The organism is Fulvivirga sp., from assembly GCF_040220315.1.
GTDB lineage: Bacteria > Bacteroidota > Bacteroidia > Cytophagales > Cyclobacteriaceae > Fulvivirga.
The window spans coordinates 1-18632 of record NZ_JAVJUY010000272.1 but is presented as its reverse complement, the minus strand read 5'-3'; the positions used below and the strand labels follow the sequence as shown (position 1 = coordinate 18632).

14 protein-coding genes and 1 pseudogene are annotated in these 18632 nt (G+C 37.0%); 12 read left to right on the top strand and 3 right to left on the bottom strand.

Annotated elements, in window-relative coordinates:
• Window positions 1–32: 32 nt before the first annotated feature.
• The 9 genes from RLO81_RS13590 to RLO81_RS13550 all read left to right on the top strand — a co-directional run bounded on the left by RLO81_RS13590 (window position 33) and on the right by RLO81_RS13550 (window position 14147).
• Window positions 33–1064 (top strand): FAD:protein FMN transferase, encoded by a 1032-nt coding sequence (locus tag RLO81_RS13590; RefSeq protein ID WP_350112552.1) that lies wholly within the window; start codon window positions 33–35, stop codon window positions 1062–1064.
• Window positions 1061–1795 carry a class I SAM-dependent methyltransferase gene (locus RLO81_RS13585; RefSeq protein WP_350112549.1) on the top strand — a complete coding sequence of 245 codons (735 nt, stop codon included), beginning with the start codon at window positions 1061–1063 and terminating at the stop codon, window positions 1793–1795. The genes RLO81_RS13590 and RLO81_RS13585 overlap by 4 nt, the downstream gene beginning before the upstream one ends.
• A gap of 83 nt (window positions 1796–1878) precedes the next feature.
• A complete protein-coding gene (locus tag RLO81_RS13580) occupies window positions 1879–2205 on the top strand; it encodes a PadR family transcriptional regulator (RefSeq protein WP_350112546.1) in 327 nt (108 codons plus the stop codon).
• Between the two features lie 4 nt (window positions 2206–2209).
• Window positions 2210–4861 carry an ABC transporter permease gene (locus tag RLO81_RS13575; protein ID WP_350112543.1) on the top strand — a complete coding sequence of 884 codons (2652 nt, stop codon included), beginning with the start codon at window positions 2210–2212 and terminating at the stop codon, window positions 4859–4861.
• A 121-nt stretch (window positions 4862–4982) separates the two neighbouring features.
• Window positions 4983–5867 (top strand): TraB/GumN family protein, encoded by an 885-nt coding sequence (locus RLO81_RS13570; protein WP_350112540.1) that lies wholly within the window; start codon window positions 4983–4985, stop codon window positions 5865–5867.
• A gap of 82 nt (window positions 5868–5949) precedes the next feature.
• A complete protein-coding gene (locus RLO81_RS13565) occupies window positions 5950–6291 on the top strand; it encodes a PadR family transcriptional regulator (RefSeq protein WP_350112538.1) in 342 nt (113 codons plus the stop codon).
• Entirely contained in the window at window positions 6292–8877 is a 2586-nt protein-coding gene (locus tag RLO81_RS13560) for an ABC transporter permease (protein ID WP_350112535.1), read from the top strand.
• On the top strand, window positions 8870–11515 hold the full coding sequence (locus RLO81_RS13555) for an FtsX-like permease family protein (RefSeq protein WP_350112532.1): 2646 nt from the start codon (window positions 8870–8872) through the stop codon (window positions 11513–11515). Before RLO81_RS13560 ends, RLO81_RS13555 begins: the two co-directional genes overlap by 8 nt.
• A gap of 1 nt (window position 11516) precedes the next feature.
• Window positions 11517–14147, top strand: coding sequence for an ABC transporter permease (locus RLO81_RS13550; protein ID WP_350112529.1), 2631 nt, complete (start codon window positions 11517–11519; stop codon window positions 14145–14147).
• 156 nt (window positions 14148–14303) lie between these two features.
• Here the strand turns inward: RLO81_RS13550 and RLO81_RS13545 are convergent, their stop codons facing one another.
• A complete protein-coding gene (locus tag RLO81_RS13545; RefSeq protein ID WP_350112526.1) occupies window positions 14304–14825 on the bottom strand; it encodes a hypothetical protein in 522 nt (173 codons plus the stop codon).
• Between the two features lie 119 nt (window positions 14826–14944).
• Between RLO81_RS13545 and RLO81_RS13540 the strand changes: the two genes are divergently transcribed.
• Complete coding sequence (locus tag RLO81_RS13540; protein ID WP_350112524.1) at window positions 14945–15688, top strand: ZIP family metal transporter; 744 nt, start codon at window positions 14945–14947, stop codon at window positions 15686–15688.
• Here RLO81_RS13540 and RLO81_RS13535 read toward each other — a convergent pair.
• Both RLO81_RS13535 and RLO81_RS13530 read right to left on the bottom strand, forming a co-directional pair.
• Window positions 15685–16596, bottom strand: a complete 912-nt coding sequence (locus RLO81_RS13535; protein ID WP_350112523.1) for a hypothetical protein — start codon at window positions 16594–16596, stop codon at window positions 15685–15687. The two genes, RLO81_RS13540 and RLO81_RS13535, sit on opposite strands and share 4 nt — an antisense overlap.
• Window positions 16597–16662: 66 nt before the next feature.
• The gene (locus RLO81_RS13530) at window positions 16663–17430 is read right to left on the bottom strand and encodes a helix-turn-helix domain-containing protein (RefSeq protein ID WP_350112520.1); all 768 of its coding nucleotides are present in this window, start codon (window positions 17428–17430) and stop codon (window positions 16663–16665) included.
• Window positions 17431–17570: 140 nt separating this feature from the next.
• On the opposite strand from RLO81_RS13530, the gene RLO81_RS13525 reads away from it, so the two are divergent.
• Together RLO81_RS13525 and RLO81_RS13520 are read left to right on the top strand one after the other, a co-directional pair.
• Window positions 17571–17990, top strand: coding sequence for an IS1/IS1595 family N-terminal zinc-binding domain-containing protein (locus tag RLO81_RS13525; RefSeq protein WP_350112517.1), 420 nt, complete (start codon window positions 17571–17573; stop codon window positions 17988–17990).
• A gap of 124 nt (window positions 17991–18114) precedes the next feature.
• Window positions 18115–18632 (top strand): annotated as a pseudogene (locus tag RLO81_RS13520) (porin); the annotation flags it as partial.

Sequence of the window (18632 nt, the reverse complement as noted above, 5' to 3'; positions counted from 1 at the left end):
AATTTCATTAATTTGCAGCAAATTTTAGTACAATGACTCTACGTTGGAAAAACATCTTATACACTTTAGGTTTATTCTCGGCCATGTTTTTAGTATGGCATTACCGCCAGGATAAAACAGCAGAGCTGATATGGTTTCAGGGTAAAACGATGGGACCTATTACGTACAATGTAAAATACGCAGATCCCCAGAAAAGGAATTTCAAAAAAGAAGTTGATAGCCTTTTAGTGGTGTTTAATCAAAGTCTGAACACCTACATATCTTCGTCTGAAATAAGTAGATTCAACAAAGGTGATCAATTCACATTTGTACTTCCATTTTTTTACGAAGCACTAGCCGTTTCGAAAGAGATTTATGAAAAAACGGAAGGTGCTTTCGATCCTAGTATTGGCCCTTATATCAATGCATGGGGGTTTGGCCCAGAGGATGGTTTTATCCCAGATTCATTATATATAGATTCTTTAAGCCAGTTTGTAGGATATGATAAAGTATCAATCACAACTGACAATGTTTCCAAATCTGATTCGAGAGTAAGCATTAGTTTTAGTGCCTCGGCTAAAGGTTACGGAGTAGATGTAGTGGCTGAATATCTTGAGTCAAAAAACATTGAAAACTATTTTGTTGAGATTGGTGGGGAAGTTCGAGTAAAGGGAAAAAATGTAGCCAGCAATAAACCATGGTCAGTTGGTATTTTACATCCTGATTCTGATGAGTTACAGCAGAAATTTTATGCGATAGTTCAGCTTAAAGACCAGGCATTAGCAACAAGTGGAAATTACTTTAATTATCATATTGTGGATGGTGTCAAGTACGGTCATACCATTGATCCAAAATCGGGTTATCCGATAGAACACAAACTGTTAAGTGCATCAGTTTTTGCCAACACTTGCCATGAAGCCGATGCCTTAGCCACTGCCTTTATGGTCATGGGTAAGGAAACAACCATTCAGTTTTTAGAAAATCATAAAGAATACGATGCTTACTTATTATTCAGTAATGATGATGGTAGCATATCGGCTTTCGCCACAGCTGGAATTGAAAATAGCATTGAAAAGACACAATGAGCAAAAAAGAATGGTTTGGCGAATGGTTTGATTCCCCCTATTATCATGTGTTGTACAAACACAGAGATCATGAAGAAGCACAGGCTTTTATAGATAACCTTACAGATTATCTTGATGTAAGTAAATCACATAAAATTCTTGATCTGGCGTGTGGAAAAGGTAGACACAGCATCTATCTGAACAAAAAAGGTTTTGATGTTGTCGGAGTAGACTTGTCAGCACAAAATATTGAATATGCTAAGCGATATGAAAATGATCGATTGCATTTTGATATTCATGATATGCGTGAGCCATTTGCGCATGAAGAGTATGATTTTATTCTCAACCTTTTTACCAGTTTCGGCTATTTTGACACAAAAGAGGAGCACCTGAGAGCCATTAAATCAGTGGCTGATAGTTTAAAACCTGGAGGCATTTTCATACTAGATTTTCTAAATCCATACACTGTTGTTCATCATTTAAAACCTAATGAAACCAAGCGAATAGGTGAAATTGAGTTTAATATTTCCAAACACCTAAGTGCCGATGACTACATCATTAAAGACATTGAATTTAATGATGGTGGAAAGCAATACCATTTTCAGGAAAAAGTGAAGGCACTGCGTAGAAAGGACTTTCTTGCCTTTTTTCTGAAGGCGGGCTTAACTATAGAACATGTTTTTGGAGATTATGAGCTTTCGCCTTATCTAGCCGAAGAATCAGACCGCATGATCTTTCACTTACGGAAATAATCAATATTAACTACAAGTTAGAATATTATAACCTTACATTCAGCTTCCCGTATAAAAACTACATTTAAGGTAATAATAGTTTTATGAGTAAGAATCACTTGGGCGAATTTGAAGAAATTGTTCTTCTTACGGTAGCCGTTTTGGCAGATGAAGCCTACGGAATAAGCATTATTGATGAAATTGAAACCCGACTGAACCGATCGGTAAGTATAGGCTCTTTGCAAACTGTCTTGAGAAGGCTGGAAAAGAAAGGTTATTTAGAATCGAATCTCGGAGAAGCAACTAGTGTGAGGGGCGGAAAACGAAAACGCTACTTTCAGCTCACAACTTATGGTAAAAAAGTGTTGCAAGAAACTAAAGAGCAACGGATGAGCCTATGGAATGCCATCCCAGACCTTTCAATCAATTAATTAAGTGAACTCAGAACGTTATCATTCATTTTGGGCTATACGATTCTTTCGCTGGTATTGTCACCCAGATTTTGCGGAAGATTTGGAAGGTGATTTATACGAGCGCTATTCGAGAAACTCAGAAAAAAGTGAGCAAATAGCGAGACTCACTTTAATTAAAGATGTAATAAAACTTTTTCGACCAGCCTTGATGAGACCACTATTCAATTCAAAATTTCAAAACAACACCTCTATGTTTAAGAATTATTTCAAATCAGCTTTTAGAAGTTTTGCCAAGAACCTATCATTCACGCTTCTAAACGTTTTGGGTCTATCTGTTGGACTTGCAACCACACTGCTCATCTTACAATATGTAAAATATGAAAAGAGCTATGATACATTTCATAGCCAAATCGATAACATCTACCGCATCCAGTACAACATCATTCAGGATAATCAACTGATTGTTGAATGTGCAGCTGCTGTACCAGCAGTTGGCCCGGCTCTGGCTGATAATTTTGAAGAAGTTGAGAAATTTACACGCCTTTTCCCCAGAAGTGGCATCATTTCCTATAATGATCCTGAAAAAGGCCTTATCTCTTTCAGGGAAGAGAAAATGCAAATTACAGACCCAAGAGTATTTGAAGTATTCGACTTTAAATTGCTGAAAGGTAATCCGAAAACTAGTTTGGAAGGTCTGAACAAAACAGTGATTTCTGAACGAGCCGCACAAAAATATTTTGGCAACAGTGACCCAATAGGTAAAAGGATTCTTTACAATGGAGAGACTGAATATGAGGTAACAGGAATATTTGAAAATGTACCGGATAACTCACATATTAAATTCGACTTTCTTTTCTCTTTTGAAACGTTAAATCAGCAATCGAATAACGAATCTGAAACCAACTGGGGTTGGTATGATTTCAACACCTATGTGCTGATGAAACCGGGTACAGACATTGAAGAGTTTCAGGGAAAATGGGATAACTATTTAGCGGAAGTAAGAGGTGAAGATTGGGAACATAGAAATTATAAAAGCGAGTTTATCCTAAGGCCTGCTAAAGAAATTCATTTGCATAGTAATCTGCTCCAAGAATCTGAACCTGCTGAGCAAGGTGATGCAGAGGCGGTATATTTCCTTACCGTAATAGCCATTTTTATACTGATTATTGCCCTCATTAATTACATCAACCTGTCTACAGCGAAATCAATTGAGCGAGCGAAAGAAGTAGGCGTGCGCAAGGTAATGGGTGGTGAAAAATCACAACTCATCAAACAATTTTTGGTTGAATCTTTCCTCATTAATGTTTTGGCTATGGCTATAGCATTAATGATCATTGCCATAAGCTGGAATGCCTTTTTAAACTTGACTGGCAGAGATATTCCGCTCGACTATTTATTAAGTGCAGACTTTGCCGGATTAGTAATTTCGTTGATTTTGTTAAGTAGTATTTTGTCTGGAGCATATCCTGCTTGGGTGCTATCATCATTCAAACCAGTATCTGTACTAAAAGGTAAGTTATTGGGTAGTGCAAGTGGGAATATCCTTAGAAAAGGGCTGGTAATTTTTCAATTTTCTGCATCAATCATTTTAATCATAGGCACCTTAGTTGTTTACAATCAGTTGGCCTTTATGAAATCTCAAGATCTGGGTATCGATATTAAAAGTACACTTGTACTCGAAGGGCCGGCCGTTACGAATGACTCATTATATGGCCAGTACCTTGAAACATTCAAGACCAAGGCTAATCAAATTTCAGGCGTAGAGGCTGTATCTGCAGCCTCTAATGTGCCTGGTGATGAAATTTTCTGGACGCGAGGAATCAGAAAATTAGTAAATGGTGCAGTAAATAGTCTTACCGTATATAACATGGGAATAGACCATGACTATGTTCCAACGTTTGACCTAAAGGTAATTGCAGGTAGAAACTTCAGTAAGGATTTTCCCAATGATAATGAGCGGGTTCTTTTAAACAGGGAACTAGCAGCAATGCTGGATTTTGAAAGCCCTGAAGCTGCCATAGGTGAAAAGGTGATTCTAGGGCGTGATACCATGGAAGTGGCAGGCGTATTGGAAAACTACCATCAGATGTCACTCAAAAATAAAGTGAAGCCGTTAGTTTTCAGATTATTTGAGAGTAGATCCTTTATCTCATTAAAATTAAATGAGAAAAATACAGATAATATTATCGCAGAGTTGAGAGGGCCCTGGAATCAGATTTTTCCTAATAATCCTATCGATTATTTCTTTTTAGATTCATTCTTTAACAAACAATATGAAAGTGATCAGCAATTCGGGCAGGTTTTTACACTCTTTTCGATGCTGGCTATCATCATTGCTTGTTTGGGTTTATTTGGACTATCATCCTATCTCACACTAAAAAGAAGCAAAGAAATTGGAATAAGAAAAGTATTGGGCTCTTCCGTTAATAATATTGTTTACCTGCTTTCTAAGGGCTTTTTAAGTCTTGTACTCGTAGCCAATATTATAGCTTGGCCTTTAGCCTGGTTTATTATGAATGGATGGCTAAACTCCTTCCCTTATCGGATTGATATGAATCCGTTATTCTTTCTTGCTGCAGCTTTATCTGTTGTGTTCATCGCTTTGCTATCGGTTGGCTACCAAACAGTTAAGGCTGCTATTACCAACCCGGTGCAATCGTTAAGAAATGAATAATCAGACTATGGATTAACGAATATTTTGACTAATTATAGATTAATTATGCCGTCTTTATAAAAATACCATGAATCAACTGATTGATTCTTTTATATTAGAAGAAAAATAACGTTGAAGTATCGTGATTAGATCTCTTTTATTGGTTTTAATTTGTGCAACAACCTTAACAGCACAGCATCAATCGGCATTGTATAAAATTGAAGGCAATGGATTAAATGAGCCTTCTTACCTGTTTGGCACAATTAATTTCTTACCCAAGTTTGGCTATTTTGTGCCTGATGAGGTGAAAAACGCAATTATTGCGAGCAGGGTATTTGTGACAAAAACAGATTTACGCAGGAAAACGCAGCAAAAATTTACTGAGGCTGTTAAAATTCCTAATGACGGATCAGTAAATAAATACCTGACTGAAGAAGAGCAAAAACAGCTCAGAGCAATTATTGAGGAGTATGGTGGTAGAAATCAGGCCTATGATAATTTCTACAGCAAGTTGCAGCCAATTATTTTAGTAACAGCTACTACTGCACTCACTTTGCAATATAACATTACCTATCCGGAAAGGGAGCTTGAAGATATTGCCAAAGACAATCGCTTAAAGTTTAATAGCTTAAGCGATGTAGATGAAGAAATTGCTGCGTTTGAACAATTTCCAATTGAAGATCAGATTGAAGCTTTGAAATATACCATCAATAATTTTAACGATCATTTAAGTGATTATAATAAAATGGTGCGGGCTTACATGAAAGAGCAAAACATGGAAGTGGTGAAAGAAGAAACATTTAAAGCCACCAATGAAAGCGAGAAATTTAAAGAAGTATATTACGACAACAGAACAGAAAAGTGGTTGCCTGATGTGGTTAAACTCATCAAATCAAAACCTACATTCTTTGCATTAGGCGTACCTCATATTATAGGCGAATCAGGTTTGGTGAGTTTGTTAGAAAAGGAAGGCTATACTGTTACTCCAGTTATTATCGATTTCGCCCCTGCAAAGACCTCAAACTAAGCTCAATTTAATTTCTTACTAAATTGTAGAACAAAAAATAAATCGTCTCGTATATTAGTTCTACAATTTAGTAGTTAATAATATGATCGAGACAAAACTTGGTGACTTTGAAGAAGTAATTCTTCTGATCGTAGGGATCTTAGGTGAGCAAGCTTATGCTTTAAATATTGCAGATGAATTTGAGGCTCAAACTAAAAGAGCTGTTTCCATTGGTGCAGTTCACTCCACGCTTACACGTTTAGCCGAGAAAGGATTTCTGGAATCCAAGATGGGTGAAGCCAGTGCCGAACGTGGTGGAAGAAGAAAAAGAATCTATGAAATAACAGCCGCTGGTCAGCGCGCTCTTGAAAACTCTCGAGACTTTAAAGTGTCACTCTGGAATCAGTTTCCGGCTTTTGCCAGTAAGTTAGATTTCACTTTCTAGATGGCACCTCCAAAACTCGCACAAAAACTCCTATGCTGGTTTCTAAAAGATGACCTGGCTGAAGAGGTATTAGGTGATCTGGAGGAAAAATATATAAAAACAACAACAGCACATTCCAAGGTCAAAGCGACTATAAACTATTGGTATCAGGTGATTAACTACCTGAGACCATTTGCGCTAAAAAAATATAGGTCAAACTCAAATTACATCAACATGCAACAACACAATTTCAAAATCTCTATACGGAATTTCCAAAGGAACAAGTCCGCCTTTCTTATTAATGTTATTGGTCTTACTACCGGTTTGGCAAGTGCACTTTTTATCTATTTGTGGGTAAATCACGAGCTATCGGTAAATGCCTTTCATGCTAATTCTGAAAATATTCACCATGCACTGATAAACCATGAAGAAGACCATACTTTAAGAACTACTCAAGACACACCTGGGCTGCTCGCTGAAGCATTACAAAATGAAATCTCTGAAGTAGTAAGAGCTACAGAAGACACTGACCCACTGTGGTTTGGTGAAAGCTTTGCGCTGTCTTCAGGTAATGAATTTATGAAGGGTTTAGGCAAATTTTCAGGAGCGCAGTTTTTTGAAATACTCAGCTACCCTCTGGTTGAAGGCAATGCTCAAAAAGTACTTGCTGATAAAAAATCGATTGCCATTTCAGAATCAATGGCGATTAGGCTATTCGGCAAAGTAACTGGAGCAGTGGGAGAAACAGTAACCTGGCGTTTACTTCATTTTGAGCAGGAGGCCATCATCTCCGCTGTCTTTGAAGATGTGCCCGGCAACTCTACCGATCAGTTTGATTTTGTATTACCTTATCAGGTATTCAAAGAAATGAATGGAGCAGGCATTAACTGGTTAAATTTTAATGCTTACACGGTTGTTGAACTAGCGCCTGGCACAGATGTAGAGCAACTAAATCAACGACTCAAACCATTTATTAAAGAAAAGAGTGCGAAGTCCAACGTTTCACCAATGCTTTACCCCTACACTGATTGGTACCTGAAAGGAAACTTTGAGAATGGAGTAGCTGTAGGTGGAAGAATTCAATATGTGCAGTTGCTCTCCATTGTGGCAGTCTTTTTATTACTTATTGCGGTAATAAATTTTGTAAACCTAACCACCGCTCGGTCATCAAAAAGGATGAAAGAAATTGGTGTCAAGAAATCATTGGGTGCTGTTAGGTCAAGTCTTATTGCTCAATTTATTACAGAAGCAATACTGCTGAGCGCAGTATCTATGGTTCTGGCAACCCTATTAGTTAAAGTATTATCGCCACAATTCAGTCATATAATTGGTAAGCATTTGTACCTGGAGCTGACACCAACTCTTTTATTGCCTTTATTTTGCACAACAGTGTTCATAGGAATTTTAGCTGGAAGTTATCCGGCACTTTATCTGTCAAAACTCAAGCCTATTCATATCTTCAAAAACAAAATTAAAACTGGTTTTGCAGAGATATTGACCAGAAAAGGATTGGTAGTATTTCAATTCATCATTTCTATCGTCATGATTACTTCCGTGATCATCATCAGTGATCAGATTCAATTCATAAATAATAAAAATCTGGGCTACAATCGCTCTGGGGTTATCATGTTGCCACTTGAGGGTGAAACAGTAAAGAAAATGGATACTTTTTTCGATCAGGTTGCCCAGGTGCCCGGAGTAATGGGAGCTAGTGCCAGTTCTCATGCTTTTGTAAAAAAAAGTGGCTTCACTACAGGTGTTAGCTGGCCGGGTAAGGATCAAAATGTTGTGACAAATTTTGGGTTTGCCCGGGTATATGACGACATGTTCGAAACGCTTGAAATAGAGATGATTGAAGGTAGAGTATTTTCAAAAGAACATGCAAATGAGAAGTCTAAAATTATTTTCAACGAAGAGGCCATTGATGTTATGGGGTTGGAAAACCCTATCGGAACTCAGGTGATATTCTGGGGAGAAGAGCGTGAAATTGTTGGGATTGTGAAAAACTTCCACTTCAGCTCTTTACATGATGCGGTTCAACCCACGGCTATCATTTATGACGATGAATTTATGTCTCATGCCTTTATAAAAATTAATGCCTCAGACATGTCTGAAACTTTAAGCAGGCTGGATTCATTTTACCGAGACTTTAACCCTGAATATACCTTTAACTATGAGTTCATGGATGGTAAATTCAAACAACAGTATCAAGCGGAGAATCAGGTGGCAAGCATATCTGTTTATTTTGCAGCGATAGCCATAATCATCTCCTGTTTAGGCCTTTTTGGACTAGCCAGTTTCAATGCAGAAGTACGTAGAAAGGAAATTGGCATAAGAAAAGTACTGGGAGCCAGTAGCGCAAAAATCATCAGTCTACTAACAGGTGAGTATATGAAAACCGTTGCACTTGCTCTAATCATTGCCATTCCACTCAGCTACTATACGGGTCAATATTTATTGGCAGATTATGCATATGCTGTAAAAATTAATATCTGGTACTTTCTGCTGGCAGCAGGTTTGTCCTTAGTGATAACTTATTTAACCATCGGTTTACAAACACTAAAATCCGCAAGTATTAATCCGGTTGATTGCCTGAAAAATGAGTAACGGAAGGCGTTCTATATTACCACCAAAATTAGCTTCATCTATCCTAGAATGGTTCCTCAAAGATGATCTGGCAGAGGAGGTATTGGGTGATTTGGATGAGAATTTTTATCGAACAATTAAAAAGAAAAACAAGAGCAAAGCGAAGTTTCAATATTGGTATCAAACTTTAAATTACTTACGCCCCTTCGCATTGAAAAAAATAAGGTCAAACTCAAACAACACAACTATGTATCAACACAATATAAAAATTGCATTTAGGCACTTGGCTAAAAATAAAGGCTATTCATTTATTAATATTTTCAGTCTTACCATAGGTTTGGCTGCATGTATGGCGATTTTCCTTTTTATAAAAGACGAAACTAGTTTTGATTCTTTCCATACGAAAAGGGACTCCATTTATCGTTTATGCGAGATCCAAAATTTCACAGGCACTAAAGAACAAAAAGTGGCACTTAGCATGCCTGGCATGGGGCCACAAATGTTGAACGACTTTCCTGAAGTTATAAATTACACGCGTTATTACGTACAGGGCAAAAGGTATTTTACGAAAGGAGAAACCGGCCACACCATTGACAAAGTGTTCTTAGTTGATTCAACTTTTCTAGATATGTTTGATTTCAAACTTATCGCTGGAGACCGTGCCACAGCACTCAATGAGCCTGGAAACATATTACTTACCTTTGAAACTGCTTCAAAATTTTTTCCGATCTCTGAGGAGGCAATTGGAAGTACTATTAACATGGGTGATAGAAACTTCAAAATTACTGGCATACTAGCAGATGCTCCAGAAAATTCACACATGCAATTCGATGCCATTGGCAGTATAACAACGATTACAAGTGAAAACCCTGATTTTAATGATGAGTTTGGAAGTAACTATGTAAATACATACCTCCGCCTCGTTAACACTGGTGACGCAAAAGCTCTGGAAGCTAAATTCGATGACTTTCTGGTAAGGCACATGGGTGAAAATAGTGAAGACCGCGAAGTGCTGGATTATTATGAACTTTTTCTTCAGCCGCTCAATGAGGTGCATCTGGGTTCTATGGATATTGAGCATGACTACAATAATTACCGAAAATTCAACGGAACCTATATCGATACTTTCAAATTGGTTGGTTTCTTTATATTGATTATTGCCTGCATAAATTTTATGAATCTCACTATCGCCAGGGCTTCGCAGCGCTGGAAAGAGGTAGGAGTGAGAAAAGCAATTGGTAGCCTTAAACAGCAGTTATTCCACCAATTTGTCATTGAATCGGTAGTGCTCTCACTATTGGCATTAGCTATTGCATTTATAATTAATCTTGCATTTATTCCTTTTTTAAATGACTTACTGGAGAGACAATTATCTATAATCACTTTCTTTCAAGAACCAATAACATTGGTTATTAGTGTTCTGATTGCCATTCTTCTTGGAGTAGTTACTGGGTTATATCCCGCGTTATATATGACCTCAGTAAATGTGATTGCAGCACTAAAAGGAAATGCTGCCAAAGGCAATAAATCTGCTTTTAGAAGTGCTCTAGTGATACTACAATTTGGTCTGGCACTCGCGATGATTGTTAGCACTTTTGTGGTACTGCAACAACTCAATTTTATGCAAAGCAAAGATGTAGGTTTTGTAAAGGATAAAATTGTGTTGATTGATATGAACAGAGAAGCAAATGAAAGCTTTCAGACGATGAAAGATGAACTATTAAATCTCTCATCAGTATCTGGTGTAACTGCATCTGGTCAGAGGCTTGGTAATAACTTTCATCAATGGGGTTTTAAAGTAAAAACGGATACCGGAATTTATAACATGACACCATCTAACGTGCATGTTGAGCATGACTATCTGGATGTATACCAAATTAAACTCAAGGAAGGTAGGTCTTTTAATAAAGACATTACCTCTGATGAAGGTTTGGCCTATATCATCAATGATAAATTGGCAAAAGAATTAAACCTTAAAACCCCGATTAATACAGAGGCTGCGCATAGCTGGTTTCCTGATGACTCATTAGGGTCAATTATCGGTGTAACCGAGGACTTTAATTTTAACTCGCTGCACCATCGAGTAAACACTTTGGTAATCTCAGTTCACACTAATTGGGGTTTTGACGAAATGTCTGTGAAAATTAAAGGAGATAATATACAAGCTGCCTTGGCAGATATCGAGAATATTTGGTCCAAACATGTGCAGGAATGGCCTTTCGATTATCAATTCTTAGATGAGCATTTCAATACGATGTATAAATCCGATCAACAAATGAGCTCCATTGTTAGTATAATGACCGTGTTAGCGATATTAATTGCCTGTGTCGGATTGTTCGGTCTTTCTTCCATCATGATTTTAAGAAGAATTAAAGAAGTTGGCATTAGGAAAACATTAGGAGCCTCTATTGCTCAGATCGTGATGTTGCTATCTAAAAACTTCCTATTACTCATTGGTATTGCGTTTCTTATTGCATCACCAATTACTTTTATAGTGATGAGTGGCTGGCTTGAAAACTTTGCTTTTCAAATAGATATTAGTCTTTGGCTTTTCGTTCTGGGTGGTTTAGTTTCCCTTGCCATAGGTTTTTTCACGATCAGCTTTCATATTATTAAAGCGGCTAAAGGTAATCCTGTAAGCGCTTTAAAAACAGAGTAGAATGAGAAGTTCTTACCCACCAAAATTTCCTGAAAAACTTTTATACTGGTTTCTGAAAGAAGAGCTAGTCGAAGAAGTACTGGGTGATTTGGATGAGAAATACTATCGGAAATTAAAAGAAACCTCTGTTACAAAAGCAAAACTCAATTATTGGTTTCAGGTTTTGAATTACGTGCGGCCATTTGCAATCAAAAAATATAGGTCAAACTCAAACAACTTTATTATGATTAACAACTATTACAAAGTGGCCTGGCGCCATATCGTGAAAGAAAAATTCTATTCATTCATCAACATATCAGGGCTTGCGGTAGGCATTGCTTCATGTATTTTGATTGCCTTTTATGTGCTCAATGAATTGTCTTACGATCAATACCATGAAAATCTGGATAGAATGTATCGTGTTCTACAAGGATTTAAAGCAAATGAAGATTTAGACACACCACCTTTGCCTGAAGAATTTCGGTTTTGGGGCAATGCTCCTATTGGTCCGGCACTCAAAGAAGAGATACCTGAAATCGAACATTTCTGCCGTTTTACTCCAGGTCATTCAAAACTAATCAAGGTTAAAGATGAGCTTTACAATGAAGACGGTGTTGTTTTTGGCGATTCAACAGCCTTTAAAGTATTCAGCTGGAAGGTTATCGCTGGAAATCCGGATTTGGCCTTAACGGAGCCTAACAGTATTGTTTTAACAGAATCGCAGGCGAAAAAATATTTTGGTAATGAAGATGCGATAGGCAAGACAGTCACTTATGACCAAACAGTTGAATGCAAAGTGACTGCTATCATGGAAGATGTGCCTCTAAATTCACAATTCAGGTTTGATGGCATTATTTCTATGAATACCTTTTATAATCAACGTCCCACAATATTTGATTCTTGGGGCTATGTTGATTTTTACAACTACATCATGCTGAAAGAGAATGCCAATATAGATGCCATTAAGCCAAGAATTATGGATGTAGTGGAAAAATACACCGCTGATTGGGAACAATCTAAATTTTATGCGGATGTAGAGCCTATGGATGGCTCCTATTTAAATTCAGTAGCTAAAAGACAAGCGGGAAAAATGGGAAGCATTTCCAATCTCATTATCTTCTCCATTATTGGTGCTTTTATTCTGATAATCGCCTGTATCAATTTTATCAACTTATCTACAGCGCGTTCTTTAGAAAGAGCCAAGGAAATTGGAATTAGAAAGGTAGTTGGCGCCAGACAGTTTTCATTGGTTAATCAATTTCTATCTGAGTTTATGTTGCTTTCATTATTTGCAGGTGGTGTAGCTATTGCCATTGTGCTTTTACTGGCACCAAACTTCTACGATCTGACAGGTGTAAACATTAGTGTAAATGATATACTCTCCTTTAAGTTTATCGCTGTTTTTATATCGGGCATTACCATTATTGGGCTGCTGGCAGGCTTTTATCCAGCATTCTTGCTTTCTAAATTCCAGCCTGCCCGAGTTTTAAAAGGAAATTTTAAAACAGGCTCATCGGGTGTGGTTTTAAGAAAGGGTCTTGTCACGTTTCAATTCATTCTTACCATTGCCCTCATTATTGGAACTACTACTATTTACAATCAACTAAAATTCCTTCAAAATCACGACTTAGGATTTTCTAAGGAACAGGTATTGGTGATGGAGTTTGGTTTCGATACGCAAGTGCAATTAAATATTGAGGCACTAAAGAATGAATTTGGCAATGATCCCGATGTAATGGAGGTCAGTGCATCAAGAGCCGTACCGGGCAATTTCTTACCCAATGCCGGAACACTTATTGAAAATAAGGCAGGGGAAATGGAGCCTCATAGCCCAACTATTTATGAAATAGATCCGGACTTTATTCCATTTTACGATATAAAGATGCTGGCAGGAAGGCCATTTTCGTATGATTATTATACAGATTCCACGGAAGCTTTAATGATCAACATGGCGGCTGTAAAGCTTTGGGGCTATACAGATCCTGAAGAGGTAGTTGGTAAAAAATTCAGTCAGTGGGGAAAAGAAGGAAAAGTAATAGGTGTAGTTGATGATTTCAATTACAAGTCGCTTCATACCGAAGTAGAGCCATTATCTTTACGATTTGAGCCTTTCAGTATGGCAAAGTTTTCACTTAGAATTAATACCGATGATGTATTTCAAACCATTCAGCGATTGGAGAGCAAATGGAAAACGTTGATCCCTCAAAGGCCGTTCACTTATTATTTTTTAGATGATAATTTTGATCAGCAGTACCGGGCTGACAATCAATTTGCTCAATTATTTGCTGCATTTGCCATTTTGGCGATCATTATTGCTTTTCTAGGTCTATTTGGTTTAACAACCTATACGACAGCACAGCGCATTAAAGAGATTGGCATTCGAAAAGTACTAGGAGCCTCGGTGCAGTCTATCGTACTATTGCTTTCTAAAGATTTGTTTAAGTTATTGGCAATCGCCTTTATCATTGCTTCACCAGTAGCTTGGTTTGCTATGAGTAAATGGTTGGAAGGGTTTGCTTACCAAACAACATTGAGTGTGGGCATCTTCATTATTGCTGCCATTTCCATTTCCATTATCGCATTTGGTACTATGAGCTGGCAATCGGTGAAAGCGGCACTTCAGAACCCTACTAACTCATTAAAAAGCGAGTAATTTAAGCAAGTTACATTTATTTCATGAGCCGAATAAATCACCTATTCGGCTCATATATATTTATTTATTGAGCCGAATATTATTTAACAAAGTGTCAAATATGGTGTGTATTATAGGATATCTTTATTTCTAACTAATCTCTTGTAAGTAGCTCATCTAATTAAGCAGAATAAAATAAGTGTAAAATAAGGCCAGTCCAAAGAATGCTCCCACGCCTGCATATTTTTGCTTCGACTTAACAAAATCTTCACTAACTCCCTCATGTGTACTTATGAGCTTAATTAGCATGATAAATTGTAGCAAACAATTGATTAACATAAGAACCCATTCAATAGTAGATAGCAAATACTTATTCATAGGGACTGTCATGAAAAGCGAATGAAAAATCAATGAAATCATCAAAAAGAAAATGAGTAACTCAATTCTCTTTGATTTAATCTCGCGCTTTTTACCAGCCTCCTTTCTCATTACTGAAGAAGCTCTAACAGTAAGAATGTAATGACGAACAGAATAAATTAAGAACACTGATAAAACTACTTCAATGGCCACATGGTATTTTACTGTTCTGTAAATGATCGTATAGCTTATGTGGCTATTTATAAATACAGTGAGTGCACCCAGCAGTACTCCCGCCTGACTGATAAGTAATAAGTACGATAACCAGGGTTTATTCTTCAACCTATCTTAATTTTGTTGCGAATATCGCATAAAAATATTGAAGATAATCACCATAAAGAGCCTGACTCGTTTTTCTAAATGCAACACAGTTGTATATTTGCACTCATTCAAACCCGAACATGCTCATAAGCCTCCTCATTCTTTTTTTTAGTGCCCTTTTAAGCGGATTATTGGTTTTTGCTATCCCCAATCTCGACCAAAAGAATTATAAACTTGCTTTGGTTTTTGCAGGATCGTACTTGTTCTCAATTACCATTATTCATATTATGCCTGAGCTATTTTCCCAGGCAGAAAACCCCACCACCATAGGCATTTATGTACTACTAGGTTTCTTTTTACAGCAAATATTGGAGTACTTCACTTCCGGTGCTGAGCACGGTCATATACATAAACACAAGCACGAACATAGTCAAGGATTAAGCGCTTCAATTATGGTATTGGCAGCAATGATTGTCCACGGACTATTAGAAGGTAGCTTACTGGCTCACCCTAGTGTAATTCATGCACACCACGATGCAAACAGCTTATTATTTGGTATAGTATTACATAAAGCTCCTGCCTCTTTTGCATTAATGTCAATCATTGTTTGCCAGCTAAAAAGAAACAAACTTGCCATTATTTTTTTAGTGCTATTTGCATTGGCGTCACCAATAGGAATGGTGGTTGGCGATTATTATGTAGAAAATAATGCGCTGGCCGATGAGACCTTCACCATTCTATTTGCCATTGTTAGTGGTAATTTTCTTCATATTTCTACAACCATTGTTTTTGAAACAAGCTCCGACCACCACTTTAATGCGAAAAAATTAGGTGTGGCCGTAATCGGAGCTTTGATTGCCATAGGTGCTGAGTACTGGTTTTAGTCCAGACTTAAAGCTTTTAGTCTGCCTACCTGTGATTCTGCTATGATAAGCCGATTATTTTCTTCATCATAATCAATACCTAAAGGCTTTGTCAATTTTTCATCGCTATCATCACAGCATATACTTTCAACATCACCATCCAAGGTGATTTTCAATATTTGGTTGTGCTTATTTGCCGCTGCATAAATCACATCTTCAATAATTGTAATATTCCCTACTGATAAGCCTGTTTCAGCTATTAGCTTTAATTCTTTAGACTCTAAATCGAGTGTGTATAAATTTGCCTTGCTGGCAATAATTAGAGTCTTTGGGTTCAGTTCACAGATACCTTGAGGACGCAGCAATTCACTACTTTCCAGAAAAACTTCCTTTGTCCCATCTTTGGCTATTTTCATTACTGTATTGCCAGAATAGACAGGTGGTGCTCCAAAATTTGTAACATACAGAAAATCACCTACCATTTCAATACCAGCTGGGCCATCCAGTTCTCCTGTAATTGTGTTTACCTCACCTGTAGATTTGTTGTATGTCTTTATTGTATTGTCGTCATAGTTAGTGACATACAGATATTCATTGTCACTATCTATATCTATTGACCCTGCAAACTCATTAGATAGTATTTTAAAGCCATCAGAATCTGTATATAACCCAATAGACGTTTTACGAATGAGTCCACCACAAGTAGTATATACTTTCCCATTCTCGACCAAAACACCATCTTGTATATCGGGATGAGTAGCTAACAAAGTTAATTTGGCTTCAACAGCAGTAGTGTCTTCAATAGGCTCTTCCTCCATTACAACGCTATCTTGTCCATCCGTTGTTATGTTGGGTTGATTTTCAGGTGAGTCTTTACTCTCGCATGATACAGAAAGTAGGGAAGCGAAAAGAATCAGATAAATTTTCATAGCTTTTTGGTTTTTCACCAAAGCTATAATGCGTCAATTTTCGAGTATTGTAAAAATGTAAACCTGCTATTCTACTCTGTCATAATACCCATCAAATCTCTTACGCATTCTTTCTACCGCAAAAGCGTATTTATCTTTTTTTGGGCCGTTAAGAACATAACTCGGTTTAATATCAAATTCCTTTTTGAAAGATTTTATGGCGGCTGACTGATCAAAATAACCAGAATCTAATGCTGCAAACGTTGGGCTCATGTTACTTCCATTAACCAATAAGTTATTAGTTTTCCAAATATCAATAAGGCCTTTGGCAGAAACTCCAAGATTACTTTTAACTATACGGTGAACATACTGTCTCGACAAACTCAATTCACGACACATTTCACCAACTCGAACGTTTCCAAACTTTAGCAATGGATAATTCAGAATAGATCTGAAATCTTCATCTAATTTGGCTTCATCAAGTACAACATTTAAAAATAATTCCTGAATTAATTCGCTTGTCTCAAAGCTTTTGGCATAAGTGAATGATTCTTTTATTTGACTCAATGCCACAGAATTGAACACATTCAAAAATTTCTTAATAGATACCCCTTTAAAAACAAATGGCTTAATAGATAACAGAATGACGCTTCCAGACTCAATAGTAAAAGGCTGGTGATCTATTTCAGATATATAAACACCTTCGCTAAATGTATATAAACAATCACTTTTTAGATGAAAATCAGAAATGCCAATAATGATTTTGTATGCACCATCTTTCAAGAAGCAAGAGTGATCAGCGTACCAAATACTTTCTATGAACTTTTTTGCTTCGTTATTGGGCACAAATTCCATATCGTTAATTTAAACATTCGTTCATCCACAAGTAAATAATATTATTCCTATGGGTGGATTTTAATATGATTGGTTTAACACTTAACTCCAATTATAAAATTGTTGCTAAAATGATATATATATGCTAACTTACTATAGTTATGCGTAATCCGACCTGCCCAAAATGTGAATCGACAAGTATTATCAAAAGCGGAATTGTCAATAATCGACAGCGTTTTAAATGTAAAAAATGCACTTATAACTTCACTGTTAGCAAGTTAGGCAAAGAAATTGATCCATATTTTGTTATTAAAGCATTACAACTTTACCTCGAAGGAATTAGCTACCGAGAGATTGAGAGGATACTAGGAGTGAGCCATGTATCAGTTATGAACTGGGTTAAAAAATATAAAATTAAAACTCCTGAACGCTACGATTATCATCCAACCTACAAAATCTTAAGCCATAATGAACTTGCTGAAGTGATGGCTTCTCCCGGTTATCTAAAGGGATCAGGTATGTTAATTACCGAACTTGGCGATAAATTCATGGTCATTAAATGGGATCGATTTAAAGACTGAATATATATAATTACCAAAAATATACATCAGTTTTTCACAACTGTTTTCAATTCACAAAATTCGAAGTATTGAAGTTTTAGACGGCCGTCTTTTTAAAATATCAGACAACTAAAGTTTCAATACCATGAAAATAAAACTATTAAGTGTCTTAATGGCATTTAGCGTATGCTGGTATATTCCGGCCAATGCGCAAGAAGAGAACGGCAAAGATGCAGACAATCTTGTTGCCAAGCCTGATCACTCTTATAAGCCTTTAACGCTTAAATTGGATGACTCAGGATCGAAGTATGTACGCTTTATTATTTGGCACCAGCAATGGTTGCAAACCAATAACCGTGAAGTTGATGACTTAAAACTACAGATGACTTCATTTGCAAGAAGAAGTCGTTTTCTGGCTTTTTCTCAAATATCTCCGCGTTTCCTGATTCTTACACACATTGGTTTGAATAACCAAACACCGGACAACTTAACTTCCCTTGGTAATAATGGTAATTCCGCCCAATTCTTTTTACATGATGCGTGGACAGAGTTTAAAGTTTCAAACAATGACGCCTTACATATCGGAACCGGCCTTCATTATTGGAAAGGCCTGACCAGATTAGCTAGCGCTTCCACACTTAACTTTATGACCTTAGATCAGGC

Excerpts from the sequence above, each read along its gene's own strand:
- RLO81_RS13590 (WP_350112552.1), top strand. The coding sequence starts at position 33 with ATGACTCTACGTTGGAAAAACATCTTATACACTTTAGGTTTATTCTCG.
- RLO81_RS13585 (WP_350112549.1), top strand. The coding sequence starts at position 1,061 with ATGAGCAAAAAAGAATGGTTTGGCGAATGGTTTGATTCCCCCTATTAT.
- RLO81_RS13580 (WP_350112546.1), top strand. The coding sequence starts at position 1,879 with ATGAGTAAGAATCACTTGGGCGAATTTGAAGAAATTGTTCTTCTTACG.
- RLO81_RS13565 (WP_350112538.1), top strand. The coding sequence starts at position 5,950 with ATGATCGAGACAAAACTTGGTGACTTTGAAGAAGTAATTCTTCTGATC.
- RLO81_RS13560 (WP_350112535.1), top strand. The coding sequence starts at position 6,292 with ATGGCACCTCCAAAACTCGCACAAAAACTCCTATGCTGGTTTCTAAAA.
- RLO81_RS13555 (WP_350112532.1), top strand. The coding sequence starts at position 8,870 with ATGAGTAACGGAAGGCGTTCTATATTACCACCAAAATTAGCTTCATCT.
- RLO81_RS13550 (WP_350112529.1), top strand. The coding sequence starts at position 11,517 with ATGAGAAGTTCTTACCCACCAAAATTTCCTGAAAAACTTTTATACTGG.
- RLO81_RS13540 (WP_350112524.1), top strand. The coding sequence starts at position 14,945 with ATGCTCATAAGCCTCCTCATTCTTTTTTTTAGTGCCCTTTTAAGCGGA.
- RLO81_RS13535 (WP_350112523.1), bottom strand. The coding sequence starts at position 16,596 with ATGAAAATTTATCTGATTCTTTTCGCTTCCCTACTTTCTGTATCATGC.
- RLO81_RS13530 (WP_350112520.1), bottom strand. The coding sequence starts at position 17,430 with ATGGAATTTGTGCCCAATAACGAAGCAAAAAAGTTCATAGAAAGTATT.
- RLO81_RS13525 (WP_350112517.1), top strand. The coding sequence starts at position 17,571 with ATGCGTAATCCGACCTGCCCAAAATGTGAATCGACAAGTATTATCAAA.